General features: G+C 68.7%; 20 protein-coding genes. 15 read left to right on the plus strand and 5 right to left on the minus strand.

What is annotated here, in order from left to right; translation table 11 throughout:
* Positions 1-19 precede the first annotated feature (19 nt).
* Complete coding sequence (locus tag ACZ3H8_RS00175; protein ID WP_467395678.1) at positions 20-805, minus strand: amino acid ABC transporter ATP-binding protein; 786 nt, start codon at positions 803-805, stop codon at positions 20-22.
* A gap of 264 nt (positions 806-1069) precedes the next feature.
* On the opposite strand from ACZ3H8_RS00175, the gene ACZ3H8_RS00180 reads away from it, so the two are divergent.
* Both ACZ3H8_RS00180 and ACZ3H8_RS00185 read left to right on the plus strand, forming a co-directional pair.
* Positions 1070-1777: a response regulator transcription factor gene (locus ACZ3H8_RS00180; protein WP_356225786.1), complete on the plus strand. Its 708-nt coding sequence runs from the start codon at positions 1070-1072 to the stop codon at positions 1775-1777.
* Positions 1778-1792: 15 nt separating this feature from the next.
* Complete coding sequence (locus tag ACZ3H8_RS00185; RefSeq protein WP_467395681.1) at positions 1793-3190, plus strand: sensor histidine kinase; 1398 nt, start codon at positions 1793-1795, stop codon at positions 3188-3190.
* On the opposite strand, the gene ACZ3H8_RS00190 is transcribed toward ACZ3H8_RS00185, so the two are convergent.
* Positions 3180-4178, minus strand: coding sequence for a TAXI family TRAP transporter solute-binding subunit (locus ACZ3H8_RS00190; RefSeq protein WP_467395683.1), 999 nt, complete (start codon positions 4176-4178; stop codon positions 3180-3182). The genes ACZ3H8_RS00185 and ACZ3H8_RS00190 overlap by 11 nt on opposite strands.
* Before the next feature lie 153 nt (positions 4179-4331).
* Positions 4332-5360, minus strand: coding sequence for a GAF domain-containing protein (locus ACZ3H8_RS00195; protein WP_467395685.1), 1029 nt, complete (start codon positions 5358-5360; stop codon positions 4332-4334).
* A 944-nt stretch (positions 5361-6304) separates the two neighbouring features.
* Between ACZ3H8_RS00195 and ACZ3H8_RS00200 the strand changes: the two genes are divergently transcribed.
* The 9 genes from ACZ3H8_RS00200 to ACZ3H8_RS00240 all read left to right on the plus strand — a co-directional run bounded on the left by ACZ3H8_RS00200 (position 6305) and on the right by ACZ3H8_RS00240 (position 17639).
* Positions 6305-8263: a type I polyketide synthase gene (locus ACZ3H8_RS00200; RefSeq protein WP_467395687.1), complete on the plus strand. Its 1959-nt coding sequence runs from the start codon at positions 6305-6307 to the stop codon at positions 8261-8263.
* Positions 8260-9852 carry an amino acid adenylation domain-containing protein gene (locus ACZ3H8_RS00205; RefSeq protein ID WP_467395689.1) on the plus strand — a complete coding sequence of 531 codons (1593 nt, stop codon included), beginning with the start codon at positions 8260-8262 and terminating at the stop codon, positions 9850-9852. The genes ACZ3H8_RS00200 and ACZ3H8_RS00205 overlap by 4 nt, the downstream gene beginning before the upstream one ends.
* 128 nt (positions 9853-9980) lie before the next feature.
* Positions 9981-11165, plus strand: coding sequence for an NAD(P)/FAD-dependent oxidoreductase (locus ACZ3H8_RS00210; protein WP_467395691.1), 1185 nt, complete (start codon positions 9981-9983; stop codon positions 11163-11165).
* A 283-nt stretch (positions 11166-11448) separates the two neighbouring features.
* Positions 11449-13839, plus strand: coding sequence for a sensor histidine kinase (locus ACZ3H8_RS00215; RefSeq protein WP_467395693.1), 2391 nt, complete (start codon positions 11449-11451; stop codon positions 13837-13839).
* A 36-nt stretch (positions 13840-13875) separates the two neighbouring features.
* Complete coding sequence (locus ACZ3H8_RS00220; protein WP_467395695.1) at positions 13876-14307, plus strand: roadblock/LC7 domain-containing protein; 432 nt, start codon at positions 13876-13878, stop codon at positions 14305-14307.
* Positions 14300-14674, plus strand: a complete 375-nt coding sequence (locus tag ACZ3H8_RS00225) for a DUF742 domain-containing protein (RefSeq protein ID WP_467395697.1) — start codon at positions 14300-14302, stop codon at positions 14672-14674. The genes ACZ3H8_RS00220 and ACZ3H8_RS00225 overlap by 8 nt, the downstream gene beginning before the upstream one ends.
* Positions 14655-15275: a GTP-binding protein gene (locus tag ACZ3H8_RS00230; RefSeq protein ID WP_307660710.1), complete on the plus strand. Its 621-nt coding sequence runs from the start codon at positions 14655-14657 to the stop codon at positions 15273-15275. Before ACZ3H8_RS00225 ends, ACZ3H8_RS00230 begins: the two co-directional genes overlap by 20 nt.
* Positions 15276-15348: 73 nt before the next feature.
* Complete coding sequence (gene miaB, locus ACZ3H8_RS00235; RefSeq protein ID WP_467397858.1) at positions 15349-16842, plus strand: tRNA (N6-isopentenyl adenosine(37)-C2)-methylthiotransferase MiaB; 1494 nt, start codon at positions 15349-15351, stop codon at positions 16840-16842.
* 89 nt (positions 16843-16931) lie between these two features.
* A complete protein-coding gene (locus ACZ3H8_RS00240) occupies positions 16932-17639 on the plus strand; it encodes a class III extradiol dioxygenase subunit B-like domain-containing protein (protein ID WP_467395701.1) in 708 nt (235 codons plus the stop codon).
* 92 nt (positions 17640-17731) lie between these two features.
* Here the strand turns inward: ACZ3H8_RS00240 and ACZ3H8_RS00245 are convergent, their stop codons facing one another.
* Entirely contained in the window at positions 17732-17968 is a 237-nt protein-coding gene (locus ACZ3H8_RS00245; RefSeq protein ID WP_467395703.1) for an antitoxin, read from the minus strand.
* A 19-nt stretch (positions 17969-17987) separates the two neighbouring features.
* Positions 17988-18254: a hypothetical protein gene (locus tag ACZ3H8_RS00250; protein WP_467395705.1), complete on the minus strand. Its 267-nt coding sequence runs from the start codon at positions 18252-18254 to the stop codon at positions 17988-17990.
* A gap of 182 nt (positions 18255-18436) precedes the next feature.
* Here ACZ3H8_RS00250 and miaA point away from each other — a divergent pair, with 182 nt between their 5' ends.
* The 4 genes from miaA (at position 18437) to ACZ3H8_RS00270 (ending at position 23181) form a co-directional block, all read left to right on the plus strand.
* A complete protein-coding gene (miaA, locus tag ACZ3H8_RS00255; protein WP_467395707.1) occupies positions 18437-19375 on the plus strand; it encodes a tRNA (adenosine(37)-N6)-dimethylallyltransferase MiaA in 939 nt (312 codons plus the stop codon).
* Between the two features lie 198 nt (positions 19376-19573).
* Positions 19574-19921 carry a hypothetical protein gene (locus ACZ3H8_RS00260; protein ID WP_467395709.1) on the plus strand — a complete coding sequence of 116 codons (348 nt, stop codon included), beginning with the start codon at positions 19574-19576 and terminating at the stop codon, positions 19919-19921.
* Between the two features lie 108 nt (positions 19922-20029).
* A complete protein-coding gene (gene dapF, locus ACZ3H8_RS00265) occupies positions 20030-20908 on the plus strand; it encodes a diaminopimelate epimerase (RefSeq protein ID WP_467395711.1) in 879 nt (292 codons plus the stop codon).
* Positions 20909-21084: 176 nt separating this feature from the next.
* Positions 21085-23181, plus strand: a complete 2097-nt coding sequence (locus tag ACZ3H8_RS00270) for a RelA/SpoT family protein (protein WP_467395713.1) — start codon at positions 21085-21087, stop codon at positions 23179-23181.
* Positions 23182-23247 lie beyond the last annotated feature (66 nt).

Below are 23247 nucleotides of genomic sequence, written 5' to 3' on the forward strand. Positions count from 1 at the left end.
TGGTGGGGATCGCCGGTCGTCAGTGGTGCAGGATCTTCGAAAGGAAGTCCTTAGCACGATCGCTGCGCGGATTGCTGAAGAACTCGTCCGGCGTGGCCTCCTCGACGATCTTGCCGTCCGCCATGAAGACGACGCGGTTCGCGGCGGAGCGGGCAAAGCCCATCTCGTGGGTGACTACAACCATCGTCATCCCGTCGCGCGCCAACTGCTGCATGACCTCGAGAACCTCGTTGATCATCTCGGGGTCGAGCGCCGATGTGGGCTCGTCGAAGAGCATGACCTTGGGGTCCATCGCCAACGCTCGCGCGATCGCGACGCGCTGCTGCTGGCCGCCGGAGAGCTGCGCCGGGTACTTCTCGGCCTGCGAGCCGACGCCGACCCGGTCGAGCAGCGTGCGCGCCTTCTGCTCGGCGGCCTTCTTGTCGGCCTTGCGGACCTTGACCTGGCCCAGCATCACGTTCTCCAGCACAGTCTTGTGTGCGAAGAGGTTGAAGGACTGGAAGACCATGCCCACGTCGGCGCGCAGCCGGGCCAGCTCCCTGCCCTCATGGGGCAGTGCCTTCCCGTCGATCGAGATCGCGCCGGAGTCGATCGTCTCCAGGCGGTTGATGGTGCGGCACAGCGTGGACTTTCCGGACCCGGAGGGCCCGATGACGACCACAACCTCGCCACGGGCGATGGTCAGGTCGATGTCCTGGAGCACATGCAGCGCGCCGAAGTGCTTGTTGACGTTGCTCAGCACGACCAGGTCGCCCCCGGTGGGCACAGCGTCCTCGGCGCCCTTGGTCACTGAAACTCCGCTCATCGGCTTCTTGCTCCGTCCTCCTCGGTTGGGAGGACCTTAGTCACGCGCTGCGACCAGCGTCATTACATCTGAGGGGAAATTGAGCATAACGATCCGGCCGCAACCGGACACTATGCGTGAACAGGGTGGTGATCGGCGTACCGGGTGGGTAACGGAAACAGGCATGTAACGGGTAGGCACTTGACTGTCGGGGCGAGGATCCGCCTTGATGCCCTGGTACATCGCACGAGGTATGCCATACGACCGCACGACCGAAGGGGGGCTATGAGACTGCTGCTCGTCGAGGACGACAACCATGTCGCCGCCGCCCTGTCCGCGGTGCTCGCCAAGCACGGCTTCGAGGTGGTGCACGCCCGCAACGGCGAAGAGGCGCTGAAGGCAGTGCTGCCCGCCACGCATCCCGAGAAGCCGCCCTTCGGGGTCGTACTTCTCGATCTGGGGCTGCCCGACCAGGACGGCTACCAGGTGTGCGGCAAGATCCGGAAGCTCACAACGACACCCGTGATCATGGTGACCGCGCGGGCCGACGTACGCTCCCGGATACACGGGCTCAACCTCGGGGCCGACGACTATGTCGTCAAGCCGTACGACACCGGGGAGTTGCTGGCCCGCATCCACGCCGTGAGCCGGCGCAACGCCGGTGCTGACGACGCCGCAGGGGCCGCGTCCGAGCACGCGCTGCGGCTCGGCCCGGTCACCATCGAGCTGCCCACCCGGCGCGTCAGCGTCGACGGTGCCGCGGTCCAGCTGACCCGCAAGGAATTCGACCTGCTGGCGCTGCTCGCGCAGCGGCCGGGCGTCGTCTTCCGCCGGGAGCAGATCATCAGCGAGGTGTGGCGAACCAGTTGGGAAGGGACCGGCCGCACCCTCGAGGTGCATGTGGCGTCGCTGCGCTCCAAGCTGCGGATGCCCGCCCTGATCGAGACCGTGCGCGGCGTCGGCTACCGGCTCGTCGCGCCCGCCGACGCGTAAGGCCCGTAAACCCCGGTGCGTACCCGACTTCTCCCGCTGCTCATCGTCCTCATGGCGGGCGTGCTGCTCGCGCTCGGCTTCCCCCTGGCCGTGAGCGTCGCCGCCGCGCAGCAGCAGCGGGTCGTCGTCGACCGGATCGACGACACGGTGCGCTTCGCGGCGCTCGCGCAGTTCGTCACCGAGCGCTCGGGCTTGAGCCTCGACAAGCGGCGCTCCATGCTTCAGGAGCAGCTCGACCGCTACCACGACACGTACGGCATCAGGGCCGGCGTCTTCTATCGCGATGGTGACGCCATGGCGCGCGCCCCCGAGAGCTGGACGGTGCCGCAGAGCGGCGAGGGCCGTGAGGCGTTCAAGGAGGCGCTGACCGGGCGGCGCAGCCAGGACCCGCCGCAGGTCTGGCCGTGGCAGCACGGCGGCCGGCTGGTCGTCGCCTCACCCGTCGTACGGGACGGGGACGTCGTCGCCGTCGTGTTCACCGACTCGCCCACCAGCCAGCTGCGCTCACTCGTACTGCGGAACTGGCTGCTGATAGCGGCAGGCGAGTGCGCGGCGATGCTGGTGGCCGTCGGCGCCGCCTTCCGCCTCACGGGCTGGGTGCTGCGGCCCGTACGGATTCTGGACGCGGCCACCCACGACATCGCCACCGGGCAGATGAACTCGCGCGTGGCGGCTGCCGGCGGCCCGCCGGAACTCAGACGCCTGGCTCGCTCGTTCAACGAGATGGCGGACAACGTCGAAGAAGTACTGGAACAGCAGCGGGCGTTCGTCGCCGACGCCTCCCACCAACTGCGCAACCCGCTCGCCGCACTGCTGCTGCGTATCGAGCTCCTCGCACTCGAACTCCCCGAAGGGAACGAGGAGATCGCCTCGGTCCGCACCGAGGGCAAGCGCCTCGCCCAGGTCCTCGACGACCTGCTGGACCTGGCGCTGGCCGAGCATGCCGCCGCCGACCTCCAGCTCACCGACATTGGCGCACTGGCGGCCGAGCGCGTCGCGGCCTGGCGTCCACTCGCGGATGAGAAGGGCGTCCGGCTGACCGAGCACAGGGCCGCGGTCACCGCCTGGTCCGACCCGGTCGCGCTCTCCAGTGCCCTCGACGCGGTGATCGACAACGCCCTGAAGTTCACACCGCAGGGCGAGGAGGTCACCGTCTCGGTCGCCTCGAACGGCGAGAGCTCCACCATCGTGATCACCGATGGCGGCCCGGGCCTGACCGATGAGGAACTGGCTCGTATCGGCGACCGCTTCTGGCGCAGCGGCCGCCACCAGAACGTCAAGGGCTCGGGGCTCGGCCTGTCCATCTCGCGCGCCCTGCTGGCGGCGGGCGGTGGCTCGATCGCGTACGCCCACCACGAACCGCAGGGTCTGCGGGTGACCGTCACCGTCCCGCGTACGTCCCCTACGGCTTGACCGAGCGGTAGTAGCGCCTCGCGCCTTCGTGCAGCGGCAGCGGGTCCGTGTAGACAGCGGTCCGCAGATCCACCAGCTGCGCCGGGTGCACCGTGTTGCCGATCCGGTCGCGGCTCTTGATCACCGTACGGGTGAAGCCTTCGGTCATCGCCGGGTCCATCCGGTCGGTCGTGACCAGCAGATTCGCCACTGCCACCGTCGGCACGGGCTCCCCGTTCTGCGCCTCCCGGTAGGCGTCGGCGGGCATCACGGCGGAGCGGTAGTAGCTGGTCGCCTCGCCGGGGGCGTGCAGCTTGTCGATGAGGTCGGCCTCCAGCGACACCAGCCGGATCTGGAAGCGCTCGGACAGCTCCTCGACGGCCGCCGTGGGCAGGCCTCCCGACCAGAAGAACGCGTCCAGCTCGCGTGCCTCCAGCCGCCCCGGCACAGTGTCGATCCCGGCGGCGAGCGGTTTGATGTCCCGCTTCGGGTCGATCCCCGCGGCCTTCAGCAGCCGATCGGCGGTCAGCCGCACACCGGAACCCTCCTGCCCGATGCCCACCCGCTTGCCTCGCAGATCACGCACCGACAGCACGGGGGAACCCCTGGGGACGACCAGCTGGACATAGTCGTCGTACAGCCTTGCGCAGCCGCGCAGCCGGTCGGCTCCGGGCTTTTTGTCCCGTATGTACTTGGCGACCGCGTCGGCCGTGGCGATGGTGAAGTCTGCCTCGCCGACCGCCACCCGCGCGAGATTCTGCTGCGAGCCCTCGCTGGTCTTCAGGTCGATCGTCACGTCCGGCAGATCGCGGGCGAGCGCCTCCTCCAGCAGCACGCCGTACCGCTGATAGACGCCATTCTGTGATCCCGTGCTGAAGGTCAGGGCGCCGCTCGGCGACGAATTCCCGATCGGTAGCAGCCACCACATCAGCAGCCCGAACAGCGCCAGTGCGACCGCCGAGCCCTGGAGGGCACGGCGGCGGCTGATGCGGGACAGGGACGAGAGCATGGCGCGATCCTGCCAGCTCACCGGCCGTAATGGCCAGGCCCTGCCGCGCGGAAGGGGCGCGGGCGCCTCTGGGTGGCGACGTTGCTTCCCGGCCGCGTGGCGCGGCCGGGAAGCACGGTCGACGGTGAGGGGTTACCGTACGTTTTCGGTGTTTTATCCTCGTTGGCCCGGGATTGTCCCCCGGAAGCCGCTTGAGCCCAGCTGCTCGAACCGCTCCTGGACATTGGCCGCGAATACCCGCTGCTCATTGCCGGGATAAAACTGCTGGCCGGCGTTCATGGCCACCGTCAGTACTCCGCTGACCGGTGCGTTGGGTGACGTCCGCACCGGAGTGCAGAGGAAGCTGAAGTCCTGGGGTGAGGGGGAGTCGTACGTGCTGATCGACGCCCGGGGAAGCGTGGTGGTCTGACCGGTGTGGAAGGCCTCGTCCATCGCGTTGAAGACACCGATGGCTTCGAGCCCGGTCAGGACCTGCCGCCCTGGGCTGAACTGCGGGACCATGCCGAAAGCCGCGCCCTGCTTGCCGTTGGCGTAGCGCAGCAGGTGGTTCGGTCCTTCGGTGAGCATGATGGGGAAGGGGGCGCCGTCGAAGACGGCGAACAGCTCCTGCTGCTGGGCGAGCAGGCTGTCACGCAACTTGAAGTCCGACAGCAGGGTCTCGGTGAGTTCCTGCATGCCCTCCTTGAGCTTGCGATCCCAGGTACGGGCCACCATGTCGGCCACGCACACGGTGCCGAGGATCATGCCGGTGTTGTCCCGGAGCGGGGTGCCGAGGTAGGAACGAACGCCCATGTCGTTGACCAGTGGGTTGCCTCTGAACCGCGGGTAGTCGAAGACATCGTCCAGGGCCAGCTGGGACCCCTGGGCCACCACATGGGGGCAGAAGCCGTAGTCACTGGGCGCTTCGCGGGCGATGTCGCTGAGGTCGAAGACGATGCCGCGGCCATCGGTGTTCGCCTTGTCGTCGGGCGAGGTGGGTGGGACGTACATGCCGCGGAACATCTGTCGCTCGTCGTTGATGAAGTTGACCATGGCCAGGGGTGCCTGAGTGAAGCTGGCCGCAAGCCGCGCGACACGGTCGAACGTGGCCTCGGCCTCAACGCTGTTGAGGCCGAGAACCTGCAGCCGAAGTCTCCGCTGCTCGCCCGCGAGCCGGGTCTGATCAGATGTCAGGGGATCCATGTTTCCAGATGAAATCAGATCCGGGAGCTGAGGATTGCCGCACTGGAATCATTTCTGTATCACTTGTCACACCGACATCGCCTCGGCGCCCGCGTGGCCGCCCCCGGTCCTGGCGGGTGCCTGCAGATGCCCAATCCTGGATCCTGTTCAAACTGGGCAAGGTTTCAACCTCGGGCGATCACTTCCCGCCAATCCTTGATGCCGGGACGAGCAGAAACGGTTGTGCATATGACAATCGTGCGGTGGGCAGGCTTGTTTGCGGCGATGGAGTGTGCGCTCTTACGCGGTATCGGACTGCGAACCCAGGTTCGGGCGTCCGGCGCAGGGGGGCAGGTGGTGGGCGCTCTCCCGTCGAGGCCCGTGGATGGAATGGAGTTGTGCCGAGTGACTTCGGGGAGGGGTACAGCGCCGTGGGTCAAGTGCAGTTCGGGCTGTGGGCGTACTGCCGCAGGCGTTGGCAGCAGCGCCCTGTCGGCCATGGTGCTCTGCACGATGTCACGCCAAGATCCGCCGCTGCGGGGTTGACGCCGCGATCCGGAGCCGGCGCCCTCGTGGTCACGCCGCATGCCGTACACACGTCGGCGCTGCCCGCAGGAGCACGGTGCCGCATCCGCCGCCACCACCCATCGACTGAGTTATGGACGGCGCCTCAAGTTGCGTGCTGGGCGGGGACTTCAGCGCCCGCGGGCGGCGCCTGTGCCGGTCGGTGAGGCACCACGACAGTCGACTTGCCTGCTCGAGTATCGAGCCCTGCACGATGACGTCAGGGCTCGTTTCACCCAGTGACCCGTTCTCAACCGCCTGGATCCGGGGGGCTTCCAGCGGTATGGCGCGTGGCAGACAGCTCAGAGAGATCCATGGCCGACGCTCTGGGGAGCGCCATGGAGCAACGTGAACTGCACCAACGCACACGGACATCGGGAAAGCATCGAAGGAGTGTTCTGATGAACAGGTCGGACGTGGACGCACGGTCGGTGGCAGTGATCGGCATGGCCTGCCGGCTTCCTGGCGCATCAGGGACCGATGAGCTGTGGGAATTGCTCCGAGACGGTGTGGACGCCACAAGCGAGACACCGCCTGAACGCTACGACGTGGACGCCCTCTACTCCCCACAGCCGGGGCCAGGGATGATCGGCAGCCGTCGCGCGGGTTACGTGGACGGAGTGGCGGAGTTCGACGCGGAGTTCTTCGAGATGTCCTCCACCGAGGCGGTGGAACTCGACCCGCAGCAACGGCTGCTGCTGATGACGGCCTGGGACGCCCTGGAAGACGCGGGCCAGCGACCCGACGAGCTGGCCGGCAGCCGGACCGGGGTCTTCGTCGGCAACGCCCGCTCGGACTACCTGGAGATCCAGTTCCGCGAGGGCCTGGAAGCAGTGACGCCCTCGCAGTTCAACAACTTCCGCTCGCTGCTGCCGGCCCGCCTGTCCTACGTCTTCGACTTCCGCGGCCCCAGCGTTGTGGTGGACACGGCCTGCTCCTCCTCGCTGGTGGCCGTCCACAGTGCCGTGCAGAGCCTGCGCGCACGCGAGAGTCCCCTCGCGCTGGCCGCGGGTGTGAACCTCAAGCTCCGCCCGGATGAGGGCGTCATGATGACGCAGGCCGGGGCCCTGGCTGCCGACGGCCGGAGCAAGTTCGGCGACGCGAGCGCTGACGGCCACGCGCCGAGCGACGGAGTGGGTGTCGTCGTCCTCAAGCCTCTCGCCGACGCCCTGGCCGACGGCGACCGAATACGAGCCGTCATCCAGGGCAGCGCGGTCAGCAACGACGGCCGCACGAGCGACTCGCTGCTGAACCCGTCGATGACCGGACAGGTCGAGGCGCTCCGGTGGGCGTACGAGGATGCCGGGGTGGCCCCGGCCGATGTGGACTACGTAGAGGCGCACGGGGTCGGCTCACCCACACTCGACCCGCTGGAGATCAGCGCACTGGGCGAGGTCCTGGGTGAGGGCCGGCCATCGGACAGACCGCTGCTGGTCGGCTCGATCAAGACGAATATCGGCCACGCGGAGGCCGCCGGCGGCATGGCCGGACTGATCAAAGCCGTGCTGTGCCTGGAACACGGCCAGATCCCGCCCAGCCTCCATCTCAACACCCCACATCCCCGGATCACCTGGGACGAGCTGCCCCTGGTGATACCAGGGAAGCTCTATGACCTGCCCGACCGCGACCGGCCGGCCATCGCCGGGATCTCCGGGCAGGGCTCCTCGTCCCTCAACGCGCACGTGGTGATCCGACAGGGCGACACCCGCCCGGCCGACGCCACGGCAGCGGCGAGCGGCGCACCGTACGTACTGGTGCTCTCCGCCCGCACCCCCGCAGCCCTGGACGCCCTGGCCCGTTCCTACACCGCCTACCTCGGTCCCGACGGGCAAGGCGCCACGTTGTCCCTTCGCGACATCTGCTACAGCGCAGCCACCCGCCGTCATCATCACGAACAGCGCCTGGCGGTCATCGGGTCCTCCCATCAGGAGATGGCAGCCGCGCTCAGCGGGACCGGAGGAACACCGGCATCAGGCCCGACTCCCGCGGTACTGGCCGAGGCCGCGGACCGCTACAGCAAGGGCGAGACGGTGGCCTGGGACGAGGTGTTCGGGGAGCATGGCCGCTTCGTGCCGCTGCCCGGCTATCCCTGGCAGACAAAGCGCTACTGGCCCGGCGAGGATTGGGACGAGGACGGCGGCGACCTGGCTTCCTGGGTGCTGCGCGAGCACGCGCGCACCCCCTTCGACGACGGCTCCACGCTCGACGCGATCGGGATCGACTCGCTGGCGAAGCTGCGGCTCATCGTGCAGCTGTCCAAGAAGTCCGGCCGCGACGTCGACCCCGAGGACTTCGGCCGGCTGCGCACGGTCGGCGCGCTGCGCGAGTGGGTCCACGCACTGGAGGCACACGCGTCATGAGTAATCCGCAGACCGCGTATGCATGGTTCGCCCGCTCCGCCGACACCTTCGGCCACGACTGCACCGCCCTGGAAGTGGGCGAGGAGCGACTGACCTACGGCGAACTGCGCGACCTGGCGGAGCGGCTCGCGGCCCGGCTGGTCGCAGCCAACGGCGGCGAGACGCCCCGGCGTGTGGGGCTGCTGGCAAGCCGCTCGGTGACCGCGTACGCCGGCTACCTCGCCATCCTGCGGACTGGCGCGGCCATCGTGCCCCTCAACCCGGAGCACCCGCCCGCCCGCACCGCCCACATTGCCAAGGCCGCGGGTCTGGAGCTGGCCCTGGCAGACACCCCCGAAGCCTGCGCCGACCTCGGGATCCCACTGCTCGTGGCGGGCCCCAAGGAGCTGGACGCCCTCACAACCGAGCCGCCCCCCGAGCTGCCCCACCCGGAAGCGAACCCGGACGATGTCGCGTACATCATCTTCACGTCCGGGTCGACCGGCACCCCCAAGGGAGTGCCGATCCTGCACCGCAACCTCTCCGCCTATCTCGGCCACGTGGCGTCCCGGTACGACGTCGGGCCGGGCAGCCGACTCTCTCAGACCTTCGACCTCACCTTCGACGGCTCCGTGCACGACCTGTTCGTCGCCTGGGCATCCGGAGGCACGCTGGTGGTGCCGAGGCGCAGCCAACTCCTGTCACCGGTGAAAACGATCAATGACCAGCGGCTCACCCACTGGTTCTCGGTGCCGTCACTGATCACCTTCGCCTCACGCCTGGGCACGCTGGCGCCCAACAGCATGCCCACCCTGCGCTGGAGCGTGTTCGGCGGCGAACCGCTGCCCCTGGCGGCGGCGCAGGAATGGCAGGCGGCCGCGCCGAGAAGCACTCTGGAAGTCCTCTACGGCCCGACGGAGCTCACCATCTCCTGCACCGCCTATCGGCTGCCTCGCAGCCGGGCGGACTGGCCGAAAACAGCCAACGGGACGCTGCCGATCGGGACTTGCTACCCGACATTGGATCTCCTCCTGCTGGACGAGAACGGCAGGCCGGCCGAGACCGGCGAGCTCTGCATCCGCGGTCCGCAGCGGTTCCCCGGCTACCTGGAACCGGCCAACAACGATGGCCGGTTCCTGCCCTTCGACGACAGCGTCGCCGTCCTTCCCCAAGCTCTCGGCTCCGCTCGAGCACGGGAGACCCCAATCCACACCGGAGCCACGTCGCTGACCGATCAGCACTGGTACCGCACCGGAGACCGGGCCACCATGCACGACGGCCACCTGGTCCACCTGGGACGGACCGATCACCAGGTCAAGATCCGAGGCCACCGGATCGAACTGGGGGAGATCGAGTCCATGCTCAGGGAGCAGCCCGGCGTACGCGACGCGATCGTCCTCGCTGTGCACGCTTCTGACGGCGAGCCGGAACTGGAGGCCGCGGTCAGCGGCGCCGAGTGTGCCACCCAGCAGCTGTATTCCGCACTGGGCGACAGCCTGCCGCCGTACATGCTCCCGCGCCGGATCGTCATCCTCGACGAACTGCCGCTCAACCCGAATGGCAAGATCGACCGGCACGCCCTGCTCGCCGAACTCGGGCGCCGTCACTGAATCCAATGCCGGAATGTCCACACACATAGGCGCACGTCCCGTCCCTCGTCCGGAGCTGTCGCCCGAGGCTGCCCCCCCCACGCGGCATCGCGGCTCCCACCCAGTCCCGATGTCTGTGAGGCACGCACATGTTCGACGCCATCGTGGTAGGGGCGCGTTGCGCCGGAGCTCCCACAGCCATGCTGCTCGCCCGCGCGGGATGCCGGGTACTCATGCTCGACCGGGCGGCATTCCCTTCCGACACCCTCTCCACCCACCTCATCCACCAACCCGGCGTCGCGGCGCTCGCCCGCTGGGGCCTGCTCGAGACCGTACGCGCCTCAGGCTGCCCGCCCCTTGACCGCGCGGTCTACGAAGTGGCCGACATCCGCCTCGAAGGCTGCGCCCGAGGCGTCGAGGGACAGCGCGCCGGATACGCCCCCCGCCGCCACGTCCTGGACGCCATCCTGGTGGACGCAGCCGTCGCGGCCGGCGTCGACTTCCGCGACCGGACCTCGGTGACCCGCCTCCTGCGCGACGACACCGGACGCGTCATTGGCGTGGAGGGCAAGCACCGCGGCAGCTCCTTCAGCGAACGAGCCCACCTGGTGATCGGCGCGGACGGAATGCGCTCCACGGTCGCCAGGCTCAGCCGGGCGCGCTACACCGTTCAGGACCCGAAACTGACCTGCGCCTACTACGGGTACTGGGAAGACGTGCCGGCCGCCCTCGAACTGTATGAGAAACCCTCGAGTTGGGTGGCCGCCGTACCGACCAACGACGACGCGACCCTCGTCCTGGCCTACTTCCCGCAGTCCCGATTCGAAGAAGTCCGCACCGACACGCGCCACGCCTACCTGGGACAGATACGCACCACCGCGCCGGCGCTGTACGAGCGGCTCCAGGGAAAACGCCGCATCGAACGTCTGCGCGGCACAGGTGACCAGCAGAACTTCTTCCGGCAGGCAACCGGCCCCGGCTGGGCCCTGGTGGGCGACGCCGGACACCACAAGGACTCCATCACCGCACGCGGGATCAGCGACGCGTTCCTACAGGCAGAATCCCTCGCGCGGCGTGTGGGCGACCGACTCGGCGGCGACCCGCAGCGGCTCGACCAAGCACTCCTGGACTACGCCGAGGACCGAGACACCTCGCTCGCTCCGGCCTACGAGTCGACGCTGGCGGTGGCGCAACTGGCACAGCACGAGCAGCGGCTCTCACTGCTGCGCGCAGTAGAGACGGACCCGGACCTCACAGCGATCTATTTCGACATGGTCGCCGGAATTGAGACTGTCAGCGCCCTTTACACCCCAAAGCTGATCGCCCTCCTCTAACCAGATCCCTCAGGAGCGTTCGGGGGCTCCGACCACGCACGATGCCCTAGAAGATTCACCCGACCGGAGCATTTTTATGAAGGGTGCGGCATGATCCTGGTACGGTTCCACCGACCGCCGACCTCTGGTGACTGTGAGTCAGGGCGTCGCGTGCGGGGGGAAGTTGGGCATTTCGAACCATCCCTTACTGCCATCATTGTTTCGCTGCCGTACGAGGAATCAGATGCCAGGCACCCGCGACCGGCGGACAAGTCATAGGTCCGCCCCTCGCAGATCTCTCCGATTGTCGTTTGCCCTACCCCTTGTCGTTCCGGCGCTCTTCCTCACCGGACTGTGGAGCTACACGGCGACCGGGCTTGTCGACGAGCAAATCCAGCTGCGTGCCGATGTGGACCGGGTCGTGTCCACGGTCCGGCCTGCCCACGGCGTGCTGGCCCGTCTGCAGGACGAGCGCCGGCTCACCGCTGCCTGGCAGGCCACACGCACCAGCTCCTCTCGCGCCGCCCTGGACGACGCCCGAAGCAGTACCGACGCTGCCGTCGAGGAGTTCCGCCGGATGTCCCCCTCCGGGCTGGACACCACGGCGTTGAAGAGCCGGGCCAAGGAGCTGAACGACTCGCTGGACACGTTGTCCAAGCGTCGCGATGCGATCGACGATCGCACCCTCACCAGCGCCGACGCCTTCCAGTACTTCACGGACTCCATCGCTGACGGCGCCGGCCTGCTCACCGATGCCACACGTACCGACGAGGGGCGCACCGCGCACGCCGTCGCCGCGACGTCCCTGGTGCAGGTCACCGAGATGCTCTCGCGCGAGGACGCGTTGATCTCCGCCGCACTGCCGTCCGGCCGCATGGCCTCCACGCCCCGCGCTCAGTTCAGCCAGTACCTGGCGATCCAGCGAGAAGCCGGCAACGGCCTGGACGCCCGTGACCTCCTCGCAGACGATGCCACCGCCTATGCAAGCATCACCGACAGCCCCCGATGGACCTCACTGGCATCGATCGAAGACGCTGTTGCGATCAGCGGCGGCACGAAACTGCCCAACCAGGCCACAGCGTGGCCAGACGCCGCCGACACCGTCGTCAACGATCTGCAGAAGCTGAACTCGGACTCCCTCGAGAACCTGGCCCACACCGGCAAGGAACGAGCCGACGGTCTCTTGCTGGGCCTGATCCTGGGCTCCATCGCCACTCTGGCCGCCCTGGCTGTCGTCGGGGCGCTGGCCCTGCGTGTCTGGCGCTCGGTGATCAGCCGGCTCTCCCAGCTCCAGCAGAAGACCGAGGACCTGGCCGGCACCCGGCTGCCCCAGCTCGTCGCCCAACTCGAGCGAGGAGAACAAGTCGACCCGACCGCACTTCTACCTCGCAGGCACCACGCCACAGACGAGTTGGAACGGCTCGATGCGGCAATCGACCACCTGGCACGCGTCGCCGTGGACACGGTCGTCCATCAGTCCCTCGGCCGCGAGGGAACGGAAAAGGTCTTCTCCAAGCTCATCCGCCGCACCCAAACCCTGATCCACCGGCTCATCTCCCTCCTGGACGACCTCGAGCGCAAACACGAAGACTCGGACCTGCTGAAGGACATCTTCAAGGTCGATCACCTCGCCACCCGCGTGCGGCGCCACTCGGAAAACCTCGTGATCCTCGGCGGATCCCCGCCCACCCGCCGCATGACCGCTGCTGTTTCCATCACTGACGTGATGCGCAGCGCGGTGGCGGAGACTGAGCACTACACCCGGGTCAAGGTGAAGAACCTCCCCCCGGGCCGACGGGTATCTCTCGCCGGCCGGGCCGTCGCCGACGTCACCCACCTGCTCGCTGAGCTCATCGAGAACGGCACGAGCTTCTCCCCGCCGGACACCCAGGTGTTCGTCAGCGCAACGAAGGTCGCCAGGGGCCTGGCGCTCCATGTCGAGGACCACGGGCTCGGAATGCCGGAGGACCACCGCGTCGGCGCCAACCAGCTTCTCGCGCACCCGCCCGAGCTCGACATGATGACGCTGGGCGCGGACCCGCGCCTCGGGCACTTCGTGGTGGCCCGGCTCGCGGAGCGACACAAGATCAAGGTGGAACTGCGCGAGTCCGTCTACGGCGGGACCCTCGCCATCGTGCTTCTTCCCGCAGCCCTGCTTGAGGAGCACGATTCCCCGCTGCTGGAGCAGCTCAAATCAGCAGCCTCAGCAGCCTCGGCGGCGGGCGCACTGGGCGGCAGCGCAGACGCCACCGTGCAGGCTCAACTCCAAGACCACCACGGGTATCCCGAGTATGGAGGTGCAGGTCTGTTGCCGGCCGCATCAGCTCACCCGGGAGCGCAGGCTCCAGCGCCGCCGGAGTGGACGCCTCCCCAAGAGCATCCCGATCCCGAAGTCCGGCATCCCGAACCCGCCACGTATGAGGACGCACAGGATGCATCCCCACCACTGGTGACCCCTCGTGTCCTTCCACAAAGGACACGAGGAGCGAGCCTCGCGCAGCAGTTGCGCAAGGAGGCGGCGCATGCGCAAACCCAGCAGGATGACGAGGGCGAGACCGGCGCTATCTCCCCCGGCGAGTCAGCCCGCACCATGATGGCCATCCAACAGGGGATGAAGCGGGCCCAGATCGCTGAGGCCGACGAGTCGGCCGGTGTGGACAGTCAGGCGGAGTCGCGTGGCCGCAGCGCCAACTAGCCGCAGCGCCAACTAACTGTGAGGGAACATTCAGTAATGACTGAGCAGGTACACGCCGCTCCCCAGCTGGACTGGCTCCTGGACAGCCTCGTGGACCAGATTCCAGAGATTCGCTGCGCCATCGTGCTGTCCGGGGACGGGCTCCTTATCGGCAAATCGAAGGGCCTCGGCCGGGACGACGCCGAGCACCTGTCCGCGGTCGGATCGGGGATGCACAGCCTCGCCCGTGGCGCTGCGCGCCACTTCCATGGCGGAGAGGTTCAGCAGACGGTCATCCAGATGGAAAAAGCATTCCTCTTTGTCACCGCCGCCGGCAGGGGAGCACGCCTTGCCGCGATCGCTTCCGAGGAAGTGGATGTCGGGATGATGGCCTTCGAGATGGGCACGCTCGTCAAACAGGTAGGCAAGTACCTCAGCGCCGCGCCCCGCGTGCAGGCCTCCCCCCGCGGTTACATTCAGGATGCCTGACTCGCGATGGTTCGACGATGAAGGGGCCGGACGTCACGTCCGGCCATACGCCATTACCGGCGGACGTACCCGCCACAGTCAGCACACTTTCACGCTGATCACGCTGGTTGTCACACGGTCCCTTCATGAGGTCAACCAGGAACCCTTGGAGCCGGAGTCAGCCGAAATCCTGCATTTCTGCCGGGATCGCGCGGTGGCAGTCGCTGAGATAGCTGCCCACCTGGATCTTCCGGTGAGCGTGGTGAAAGTTCTCTGCGGGGACTTACTGAACGACTCGATGATTTTGGTCCAGGCGCCGCCTGCGGAGGCGGACAAACCGAGCGTGGAACTCATCGAAAGGGTGATGGATGGTATCCGTCAGCTCTGAGCCGATCATGCCGACAGCAGTGAAGATCCTGATTGCGGGCGGCTTCGGCGTGGGCAAGACCACCATGGTGGGCTCAGTGAGCGAGGTGCCCCCACTGGAGACCGAGGAGCGCATCACCGAGGCGAGCCTGGGGATCGACGATCTGGCGGGTGTGGAAGGCAAGTATTCGACCACCGTCGCCATGGACTTCGGCCGGATCACCATCGCCCCGGAGCTGGTGCTCTACCTGTTCGGAACCCCCGGCCAGGATCGCTTCTGGTTCATGTGGGACGACTTGGCTCTCGGCGCCCTGGGAGCTGTGGTACTCGCTGATACCCGACGTCTGGATTCCTCCTTCGCCTCAGTGGATTTCTTCGAGGAGCGTGGAATCCCCTTCGCCGTGGGCGTCAATTGCTTCGACGGCAGACGGGAATGCACGAGCCAGCAGGTGCGACAGGCACTGGCCCTCGAACCCACCACACCCGTCATCCTGTGTGACGTCCGCGATCGCAGCTCCAGTAAGACGGTGCTCCTTGCCCTGCTGGAGGTGGCGCGAGCGCAGGCATCCGCTCGCCTGACGCCTGTGCCGGCCGCTGACCGGGCGGCATGGAGGCCGGCGTAGGTCTTCAGCATTGCGGCCCGACCGGAGCCCTTACCCTGGACGGGTGAGCGGTAACGACGTGGTTGGCGGAGTAGTGGACGGTTTGAAAACGTACGAGGTGCGCACCTACGGGTGCCAGATGAACGTTCACGATTCCGAGCGGCTGTCGGGCCTGCTGGAGGACGCCGGCTATGTCCGCGCGCCCGAGGGCGCCGACGGTGACGCCGACGTCGTCGTCTTCAACACCTGCGCGGTCCGGGAGAACGCCGACAACAAGCTGTACGGCAATCTCGGCAGGCTCGCGCCGATGAAGACCAGGCGGCCCGGAATGCAGATTGCCGTCGGCGGCTGCCTGGCCCAGAAGGACCGCGACACCATCGTCTCCAAGGCACCGTGGGTCGACGTCGTCTTCGGCACGCACAACATCGGGAAGCTGCCGGTGCTGCTGGAGCGCGCCCGTATCCAGGAAGAGGCGCAGGTCGAGATCGCGGAGTCGCTCGAGGCCTTCCCCTCGACGCTGCCGACCCGCCGTGAGTCCGCGTACGCCGCGTGGGTCTCCATCTCGGTCGGCTGCAACAACACCTGCACCTTCTGCATCGTCCCGGCGCTGCGCGGCAAGGAGAAGGACCGCAGGCCCGGTGACATCCTGGCCGAGGTCGAGGCACTCGTCGCCGAGGGCGTCTCCGAGATCACGCTGCTCGGCCAGAACGTCAACGCGTACGGCTCCGACATCGGCGACCGCGAGGCATTCAGCAAGCTGCTGCGCGCCTGCGGAAAGATCGCGGGCCTGGAGCGGGTCCGCTTCACCTCGCCGCACCCGCGCGACTTCACGGACGACGTGATCGCCGCGATGGCCGAGACGCCGAACGTCATGCCGCAGCTGCACATGCCGCTCCAGTCGGGCTCGGACCCGATCCTGAAGGCGATGCGCCGCTCGTACCGGCAGGAGCGCTTCCTCGGGATCATCGAGAAGGTGCGCGCCGCGATTCCGCACGCCGCCATCTCCACCGACATCATCGTGGGCTTCCCCGGCGAGACCGAGGAGGACTTCGAGCAGACCATGCATGCCGTGCGCGAGGCCCGCTTCGCGAACGCGTTCACGTTCCAGTACTCCAAGCGCCCCGGCACCCCGGCGGCGGAGATGGACGGCCAGATCCCCAAGGAGGTCGTCCAGGAGCGCTATATGCGCCTCGTCGCCCTCCAGGAGGAGATCTCCTGGGAGGAGAACAAGAAGCAGGTCGGCCGGATGCTGGAGGTCATGGTCGCCGAGGGCGAGGGCCGCAAGGACGGCGCCACGCACCGGTTGTCGGGGCGCGCCCCGGACAACCGTCTCGTCCACTTCACGAAGCCGGACGAGGACGTGCGCCCGGGCGATGTGGTGACCGTCGAGATCACCTACGCCGCCCCGCACCACCTGCTGGCGGAGGGCGCCGCGAAGTCCGTACGACGCACCCGCGCCGGCGACGCGTGGGAGAAGCGCAACGCCGCCGAGGCCGGGAAGCCGGCCGGAGTGATGCTGGGACTGCCCAGGATCGGTGTGCCGGAGCCGCTGCCGGTGGCCGCGGCACCGGGGTGCGGCTGCGACTGACGGACGGGCGCGGCGGGGGACGCAGGCACTTCATCCGGGCCCGGACCTGAACACGGACGCACGCCTGACCACGCATTAGGCTGGCGATCATGCTTGTCGCCGCCGCCGTGTGCCCCTGCCCGCCGCTGCTCGTGCCCGACGTCGCCGCGGGAGCCGCGCCCGAACTCGACGCGGCGCGGAGCGCGTGCGCCGACGCCCTGGGGGTGCTCGCCGCCGCCCGGCCCGACTTGCTGTTCGTGGTCGGACCCGCCGAGCAGGACGGCCGCGGCCCGCACCTCGCGGGCGCGACCGGGTCCTTCCATGGCTTCGGTGTGGACATCGACGTACGGCTCGGAGTGGGCGCGGACCAGGAGCGGCCGCTGCCGCCGTCCCTGGCAGTCGCCGCCTGGCTGCTCGGCCGCGCGCAGTGGGCGGATGCCCCGGTGGAGGGTCTCGGCGTCGGCGATCACCTCGCCGGTGACCGCTGCCTGGCCGTCGGGCGGGAACTGGGCGCCCGGGCGGAGCGCGTCGCCCTGCTGGTGATGGGCGACGGCAGTGCGTGCCGCACGCTGAAAGCCCCCGGCTATCTGGACGAGCGGGCGGCCGGCTTCGACCGGGAGGCCGCCCGGGCACTGGGTGCGGCCGATGTCGATGCGCTCAAGGCGCTGGACGAGTCACTGGCGTACGAACTCAAGGCGGCGGGCCGGGCTCCCTGGCAGGTGCTCGCGGGAGCCGCCGAGGGGGCGGGCCTGGCCGGGCAGCTGCTCTACGAGGACGCCCCGTACGGCGTCGGCTACTTCGTGGCCGCCTGGTCGTAGCGGATCCCGGCCGGCGGCGGATTCTTTAGCGGCGGACCGCGACGGCGGAAGGCCGCGGAACGAGTTGTTCCGCGGCCTTCCGTCGGTGAATGTCAGGAAGCCGGCGGCGTAGTGCCGTCGTCCTTGTGGGCAATGCGGTCCAGGGCCTCCTTGGCCTTGCCGGTGCCAGACTCGATCTTGCTGCTGTACTTGCCCTTGGTCTTTGTGTCGACCGTCTTCGCGGCCTTTTCCAGACCGTGCTCGATCTTGCCCCCGTGCTGCTGCGCGAGGTCAGAGACCTTGTCCTTGGCCGGGGCGAGCTTGGCCTTCAACGTGTCCATGAAGCCCATGGGCCACCTTCCCTCGGGACTATTTGCGGGCGCCCTCGCCGGCTTCGTTGTCCGCCGCCTCCTCGGCCGACTGCTGCTTCGGAATCTCCACGCCTTCGGCGGCAGCGGTCTCGGAGCCCTCGGCCTCCGCAGCTTCGGTGACCTCCTCCGCAGCATCCGTCGACGCCTCGGCCTCGGAACCGCACTCAACCGGGGAGTCGGCCGTCAGAGTACTGGCGGCCGCCTCCTCGGTTGACGCCTCGGCGGCCGTCTTGGACTTACGACGAAACCGTGAAAAAACGCCCATATCTACTCCATAGCCTACTCGTGAGGGCGAAGTTCCGCGTCGCCCCGAGCGTCCCATTGCGCCGCCCGCGGGCACCGGTCGAGAAACCGGCGTTCGGAACCTCGCAACAGGCAACGAACCCGCCCTTGTGTCGTCACCTCGCTCGTTCGGGGACACGTCCGTGGGTTTGCGAGACTGTGACAGTGAGAAGCGCAGCTCCCGCCTCGCGGGTCATCGCAGTTGTCGGTCCTACCGCGGCCGGAAAGTCCGATCTGGGCGTTTTCCTCGCCCGGCGGTTGGGCGGCGAAGTCGTCAACGCCGACTCCATGCAGCTCTACCGAGGGATGGATATTGGCACCGCAAAGCTGACGGCCGACGAGCGCGGCGGGATCCCGCACCAGCTCCTCGACATCTGGGACGTCACCGAGACCGCGAGCGTCGCCGAGTACCAGAAGCTGGCCAGAGCGGAGATCGACCGCCTTCTCGCCGATGGACGTACGCCCGTCCTCGTCGGCGGCTCCGGGCTGTACGTACGCGGCGCCATCGACGCCCTCGAATTCCCCGGCACCGACCCCGCGATCCGCGCCCGGCTCGAGGAGGAGGTGACGGTGCGCGGCTCCGGTGCCCTGCACGCCCGCCTCGCCGCCGCCGACCCCGAGGCCGGCAAGGTGATCCTGCCCAGCAACGGCCGCCGCATCGTCCGGGCACTCGAAGTCATCGAAATCACCGGCAAGCCCTTCACCGCCAACCTTCCCGGCCATGACGCCGTCTACGACACGGTCCAGATCGGCGTCGACGTGGGCCGCCCCGAGCTCGACGAACGCATCGCGATGCGCGTGGACCGGATGTGGGAAGCGGGCCTTGTCGACGAAGTGCGCGCGCTGGAGGCGCAGGGCCTGCGCGAGGGGCGCACGGCATCGCGTGCGCTCGGCTACCAGCAGGTGCTCACGGCGCTCGCGGGGGAGTGCACCGAACAGGAGGCGCGCGAGGAGACCGTGCGCGCCACCAAGCGCTTCGCGCGACGCCAGGACTCATGGTTCCGCCGGGACCCGCGCGTGCACTGGCTGAGCGGCGCGGCCGAGCACCGGAGGGAACTTCCGCACCAGGCGCTGGCGTTGGTCGAACGAGCGGTCACAGCCTGATCACGTGATGGCATCGGGACGCTCTGCCAGTCATTTCGGCGCCTTGGGGCGTGCCATCATCGAGCATCGATCGACGTGGAGTCCGAGTTGGGAGGGCGCGTGGCGATGGAGGCCGGCCCTCGCGACACAGAACAGGAAAGGCGGGACGCAGCGGAAAGCGCGTCCCGTCTGAGTCCGGACGGGCCTGACGACCAGGGCGTGCTCGTGGACGAGGTCGAGGTCGAACTGCGACCGCAGCGCAGGCTGCGGATCTGGCAGCTCGCCCCCATTGTGGCGCTCGCCGCGGTCGGCTCTCTGATGTTCGCCTTCCCGCTCGCCTTCGGCACCGGCGACGGCGGCGCGGTCGTCGCCATGCTGGGTCTGCTGATCAGCTGCTGCGCCGCGGGCTGGGGTGTGATGGCCGCCCGCCGTGTGGGCCACACCTGGCCGGGACTGCCGGCCCGCGGCTCCGGCGAGCGCGCCGACTGGCGAGTCATCGCCCTGTACGTCGGCGTGGGCGCGGTGCTCGTCGCGCTGGCCGTCTGGCGAGTGGCCCGGCTCCGCTGACTGCGGGTCGATCGGCCCGGCTCCGCTGACTGTGGGCCGAGCGGCCCGGCTCCGCCGAGTGCAAGTTGAGCGGACCGGCCCCGCCGAGTGTCCGAGGGTCCTCGTACGATGGACGGCGTGAGCACCTCGCAGACCTCGCCGATCGCCTTCCTCAAGGGCCACGGGACCGAGAACGACTTCGTGATCGTCCCCGACCCGGACAACACCGTCGACCTGCCCGCCCCCGCCGTTGCCAAGCTTTGCGACCGCCGGGCCGGCATCGGCGGCGACGGTCTGCTGCATGTCGTACGGTCCGGCGAGCACCCCGAGGCGCGCGCCATGGCCGACGAGGCCGAGTGGTTCATGGACTACCGCAATGCAGACGGATCGGTCGCCGAGATGTGCGGCAACGGCGTACGTGTCTTCGCCCGCTATCTTCAGCGCGCGGGCCTTGTCGAGGCGGGCGACCTCGCGGTGGCCACCCGCGGCGGCGTCAAGAAGGTGCACCTCGCCAAGGACGGTCACGTCACGGTCTCCATGGGCCGCGCGCTGTTCCCCGAGGAGAGCGTCACGGTCACCGTCGACGGCCGCAGCTGGCCCGCCCTGAACGTGAACATGGGCAATCCCCACGCGGTCGCCTTCGTCGAGGACCTGGACCACGCCGGGAACCTGCTCTCCGTGCCCCCCTTCACCCCGGCGTCCGTCTACCCGGACGGGGTGAACGTCGAGTTCGTCGTCGACCGCGGCGAGCGCCATGTCGCCATGCGCGTGCACGAGCGCGGCTCCGGCGAGACCCGCTCGTGCGGCACGGGTGCGTGCGCCGTGGCTGTGGCGGCGGCCCGCAGGGACGGTGCGGACCCTTCGGAAACCGGCGCCCCCGTCACGTACACCGTGGATCTGCCGGGCGGGCGTCTGGTGATCACGGAGCGGCCGGACGGCGAGATCGAGATGACCGGCCCCGCCGTGATCGTCGCCGAGGGACACATCGACCCCGCCCTCTTGACCTAGATCACCCCAGTAAGGACCGAAACCGCGATCGCTTAGAGCTTCGCTCGAATGGGTGATCCGTTTCACGCTGAGCGAGAGCCGGACTGCGCCACGTGGTGGGCTCGGTAGCATCAAGCACCGGCCCGGGGGGCACGCCTGTCCTTCCCACCGCCGGTCGAAGCTGCCGGAGGTGCCCCATGAGTGCAGAGGCCGCCAACCCTGGTGCCCACAGTCGCAGGCGTGGGCGTCCCAGGATCGACCTCCGCAGGCTGGGCCGTGCCGCGCTCCTGGGGCCCGCAGCCCGCGACCGGCTGCCCGACGCGATCGGGCACGTGGCAGAAGCGCACCGGGCACACCACCCGGAGGCAGACCTCGCCATCCTGCACAAGGCGTATGTCCTGGCCGAGTCCTCCCACCGCGGACAGTTCCGCAAGAGCGGCGAGCCCTACATCACGCATCCGCTCGCCGTGACGCTCATCCTTGCCGAACTGGGCGCGGAGACCACGACCTTGACCGCCTCACTCCTTCACGACACCGTCGAGGACACCGAGGTGACGCTCGATCAGGTACGGACGGAGTTCGGCGCCGAGGTCTGCTATCTGGTCGACGGCGTCACCAAGCTGGAGAAGGTCGACTACGGCGCGGCAGCCGAGCCCGAGACCTTCCGCAAGATGCTCGTCGCCACCGGCAACGACGTCCGCGTGATGTCGATCAAACTCGCCGACCGGCTGCACAACATGCGCACCCTCGGCGTGATGCGCCCCGAGAAGCAGGCCCGCATCGCCAGAGTCACCCGCGATGTCCTCATCCCCCTCGCCGAACGGCTCGGCGTCCAGGCGCTCAAGACCGAGCTGGAGGACCTCGTCTTCGCGATCCTCCACCCGGAGGAGTACGAACGCACGCGCGCCCTCATCGCGGACAACGCGACCGCCTGGGACGCCCTCGACGCCATCGCCGAGAAGTTCAGGGCAGTGCTGCGGGACGCCGACATCGCCGCCGAAGTCCTCATCAGGCCGCGCCACTTCGTCTCCGTGCACCGCGCGCGGCTCAAACGCGGCGAGCTGCGCGGCACGGACTTCGGACGGCTGCTCGTGCTGGTCGGCGAGGACGCCGACTGCTATGGCGTGCTGGGCGAGCTGCACACCTGCTTCACCCCGGTGATCTCGGAGTTCAAGGACTTCATCGCCGCCCCCAAGTTCAACCTGTACCAGTCGCTGCACACCGCTGTCGCAGGGCCGGACGGCGCGGTCGCCGAAGTCCTCATCCGTACGCACCAGATGCACAGGGTCGCCGAGGCCGGAGTGATCGCCCTCGGCAATCCGTATGTGCCCCCGGAGGGTGCAGCAGGGACCGAGCCGGCCGACGGCGAGCGTGCCGACCCCACCAGGCCCGGCTGGCTCTCCCGCCTCCTGGACTGGCAGCAGTCCACCCCCGACCCCGACACCTTCTGGACCTCCCTGCGCGCGGATCTGGCGCAGGACCGCGAGATCACCGTCTTCCGCGCCGACGGCGGCGCACTCGGTCTGCCGGCCGGTGCGAGCTGTGTCGACGCCGCCTACGCGCAGTACGGCGAGGAGGCGCACGCCTGCATCGGCGCGCGCGTCAACGGCCGTCTGGCGACGCTCAGTACGGTGCTGAGCGACGGCGACACCGTGCATCTGCTGCTTGCGCAGGACGTCCAGGACGCCGCTTCCGGACCGTCGCCCGAGTGGCTCGACCATGCCCGCACACCCGCGGCGCGCATCGCCATCACCACCTGGCTCGCAGCGCATCCGGAGGGCACGAACGTCGCGGCGGCCGCCCCCCGCAGACCCGCGCCGGTCACCGCCGACCGGCGCGCCGCCCCGAACGCCGTCGTCGATCTGCCGGACGCGACCGTACGTCTCGCGGGTTGCTGTACGCCGGTGCCGCCCGACGCCGTCACCGGCTTCGCGGTACGCGGCGGCACCGTAACGGTCCACCGCGAGGAATGCCCCGCTGTGGCCCGTATGAAGTCCCTCGACCGCGAGCCCATCCCGGTGCGTTGGGGCGACGCCGCAGAGTGCCGCGTCACCCTCATCGCCGAGTCCTTCGGCCGCCCGCGGTTGCTCGCCGACCTCACCGAGGCCATCGCCACCGAGGGCGCGGCGATCGTGTCGGCAACCGTCGAGCCGCCGAGCGAGCAGCGCGTACGGCACACGTACACCCTTCAACTCCCTGACGCAGCAGGTCTTCCCGCCTTGATGCGCGCCATGCGCGATGTGCCGGGGGTGTACGACGTGAGCCGCGCCCAGCATCCGGCGGGCACCGCCTGACCTCGTTCGGGTGGGCACGGCGCGCGCCGTCACGGTCATCGCCGGGCGCGCTGATAGCCGTAGGGC

Source organism: Streptomyces sp. NPDC002868, assembly GCF_055563295.1.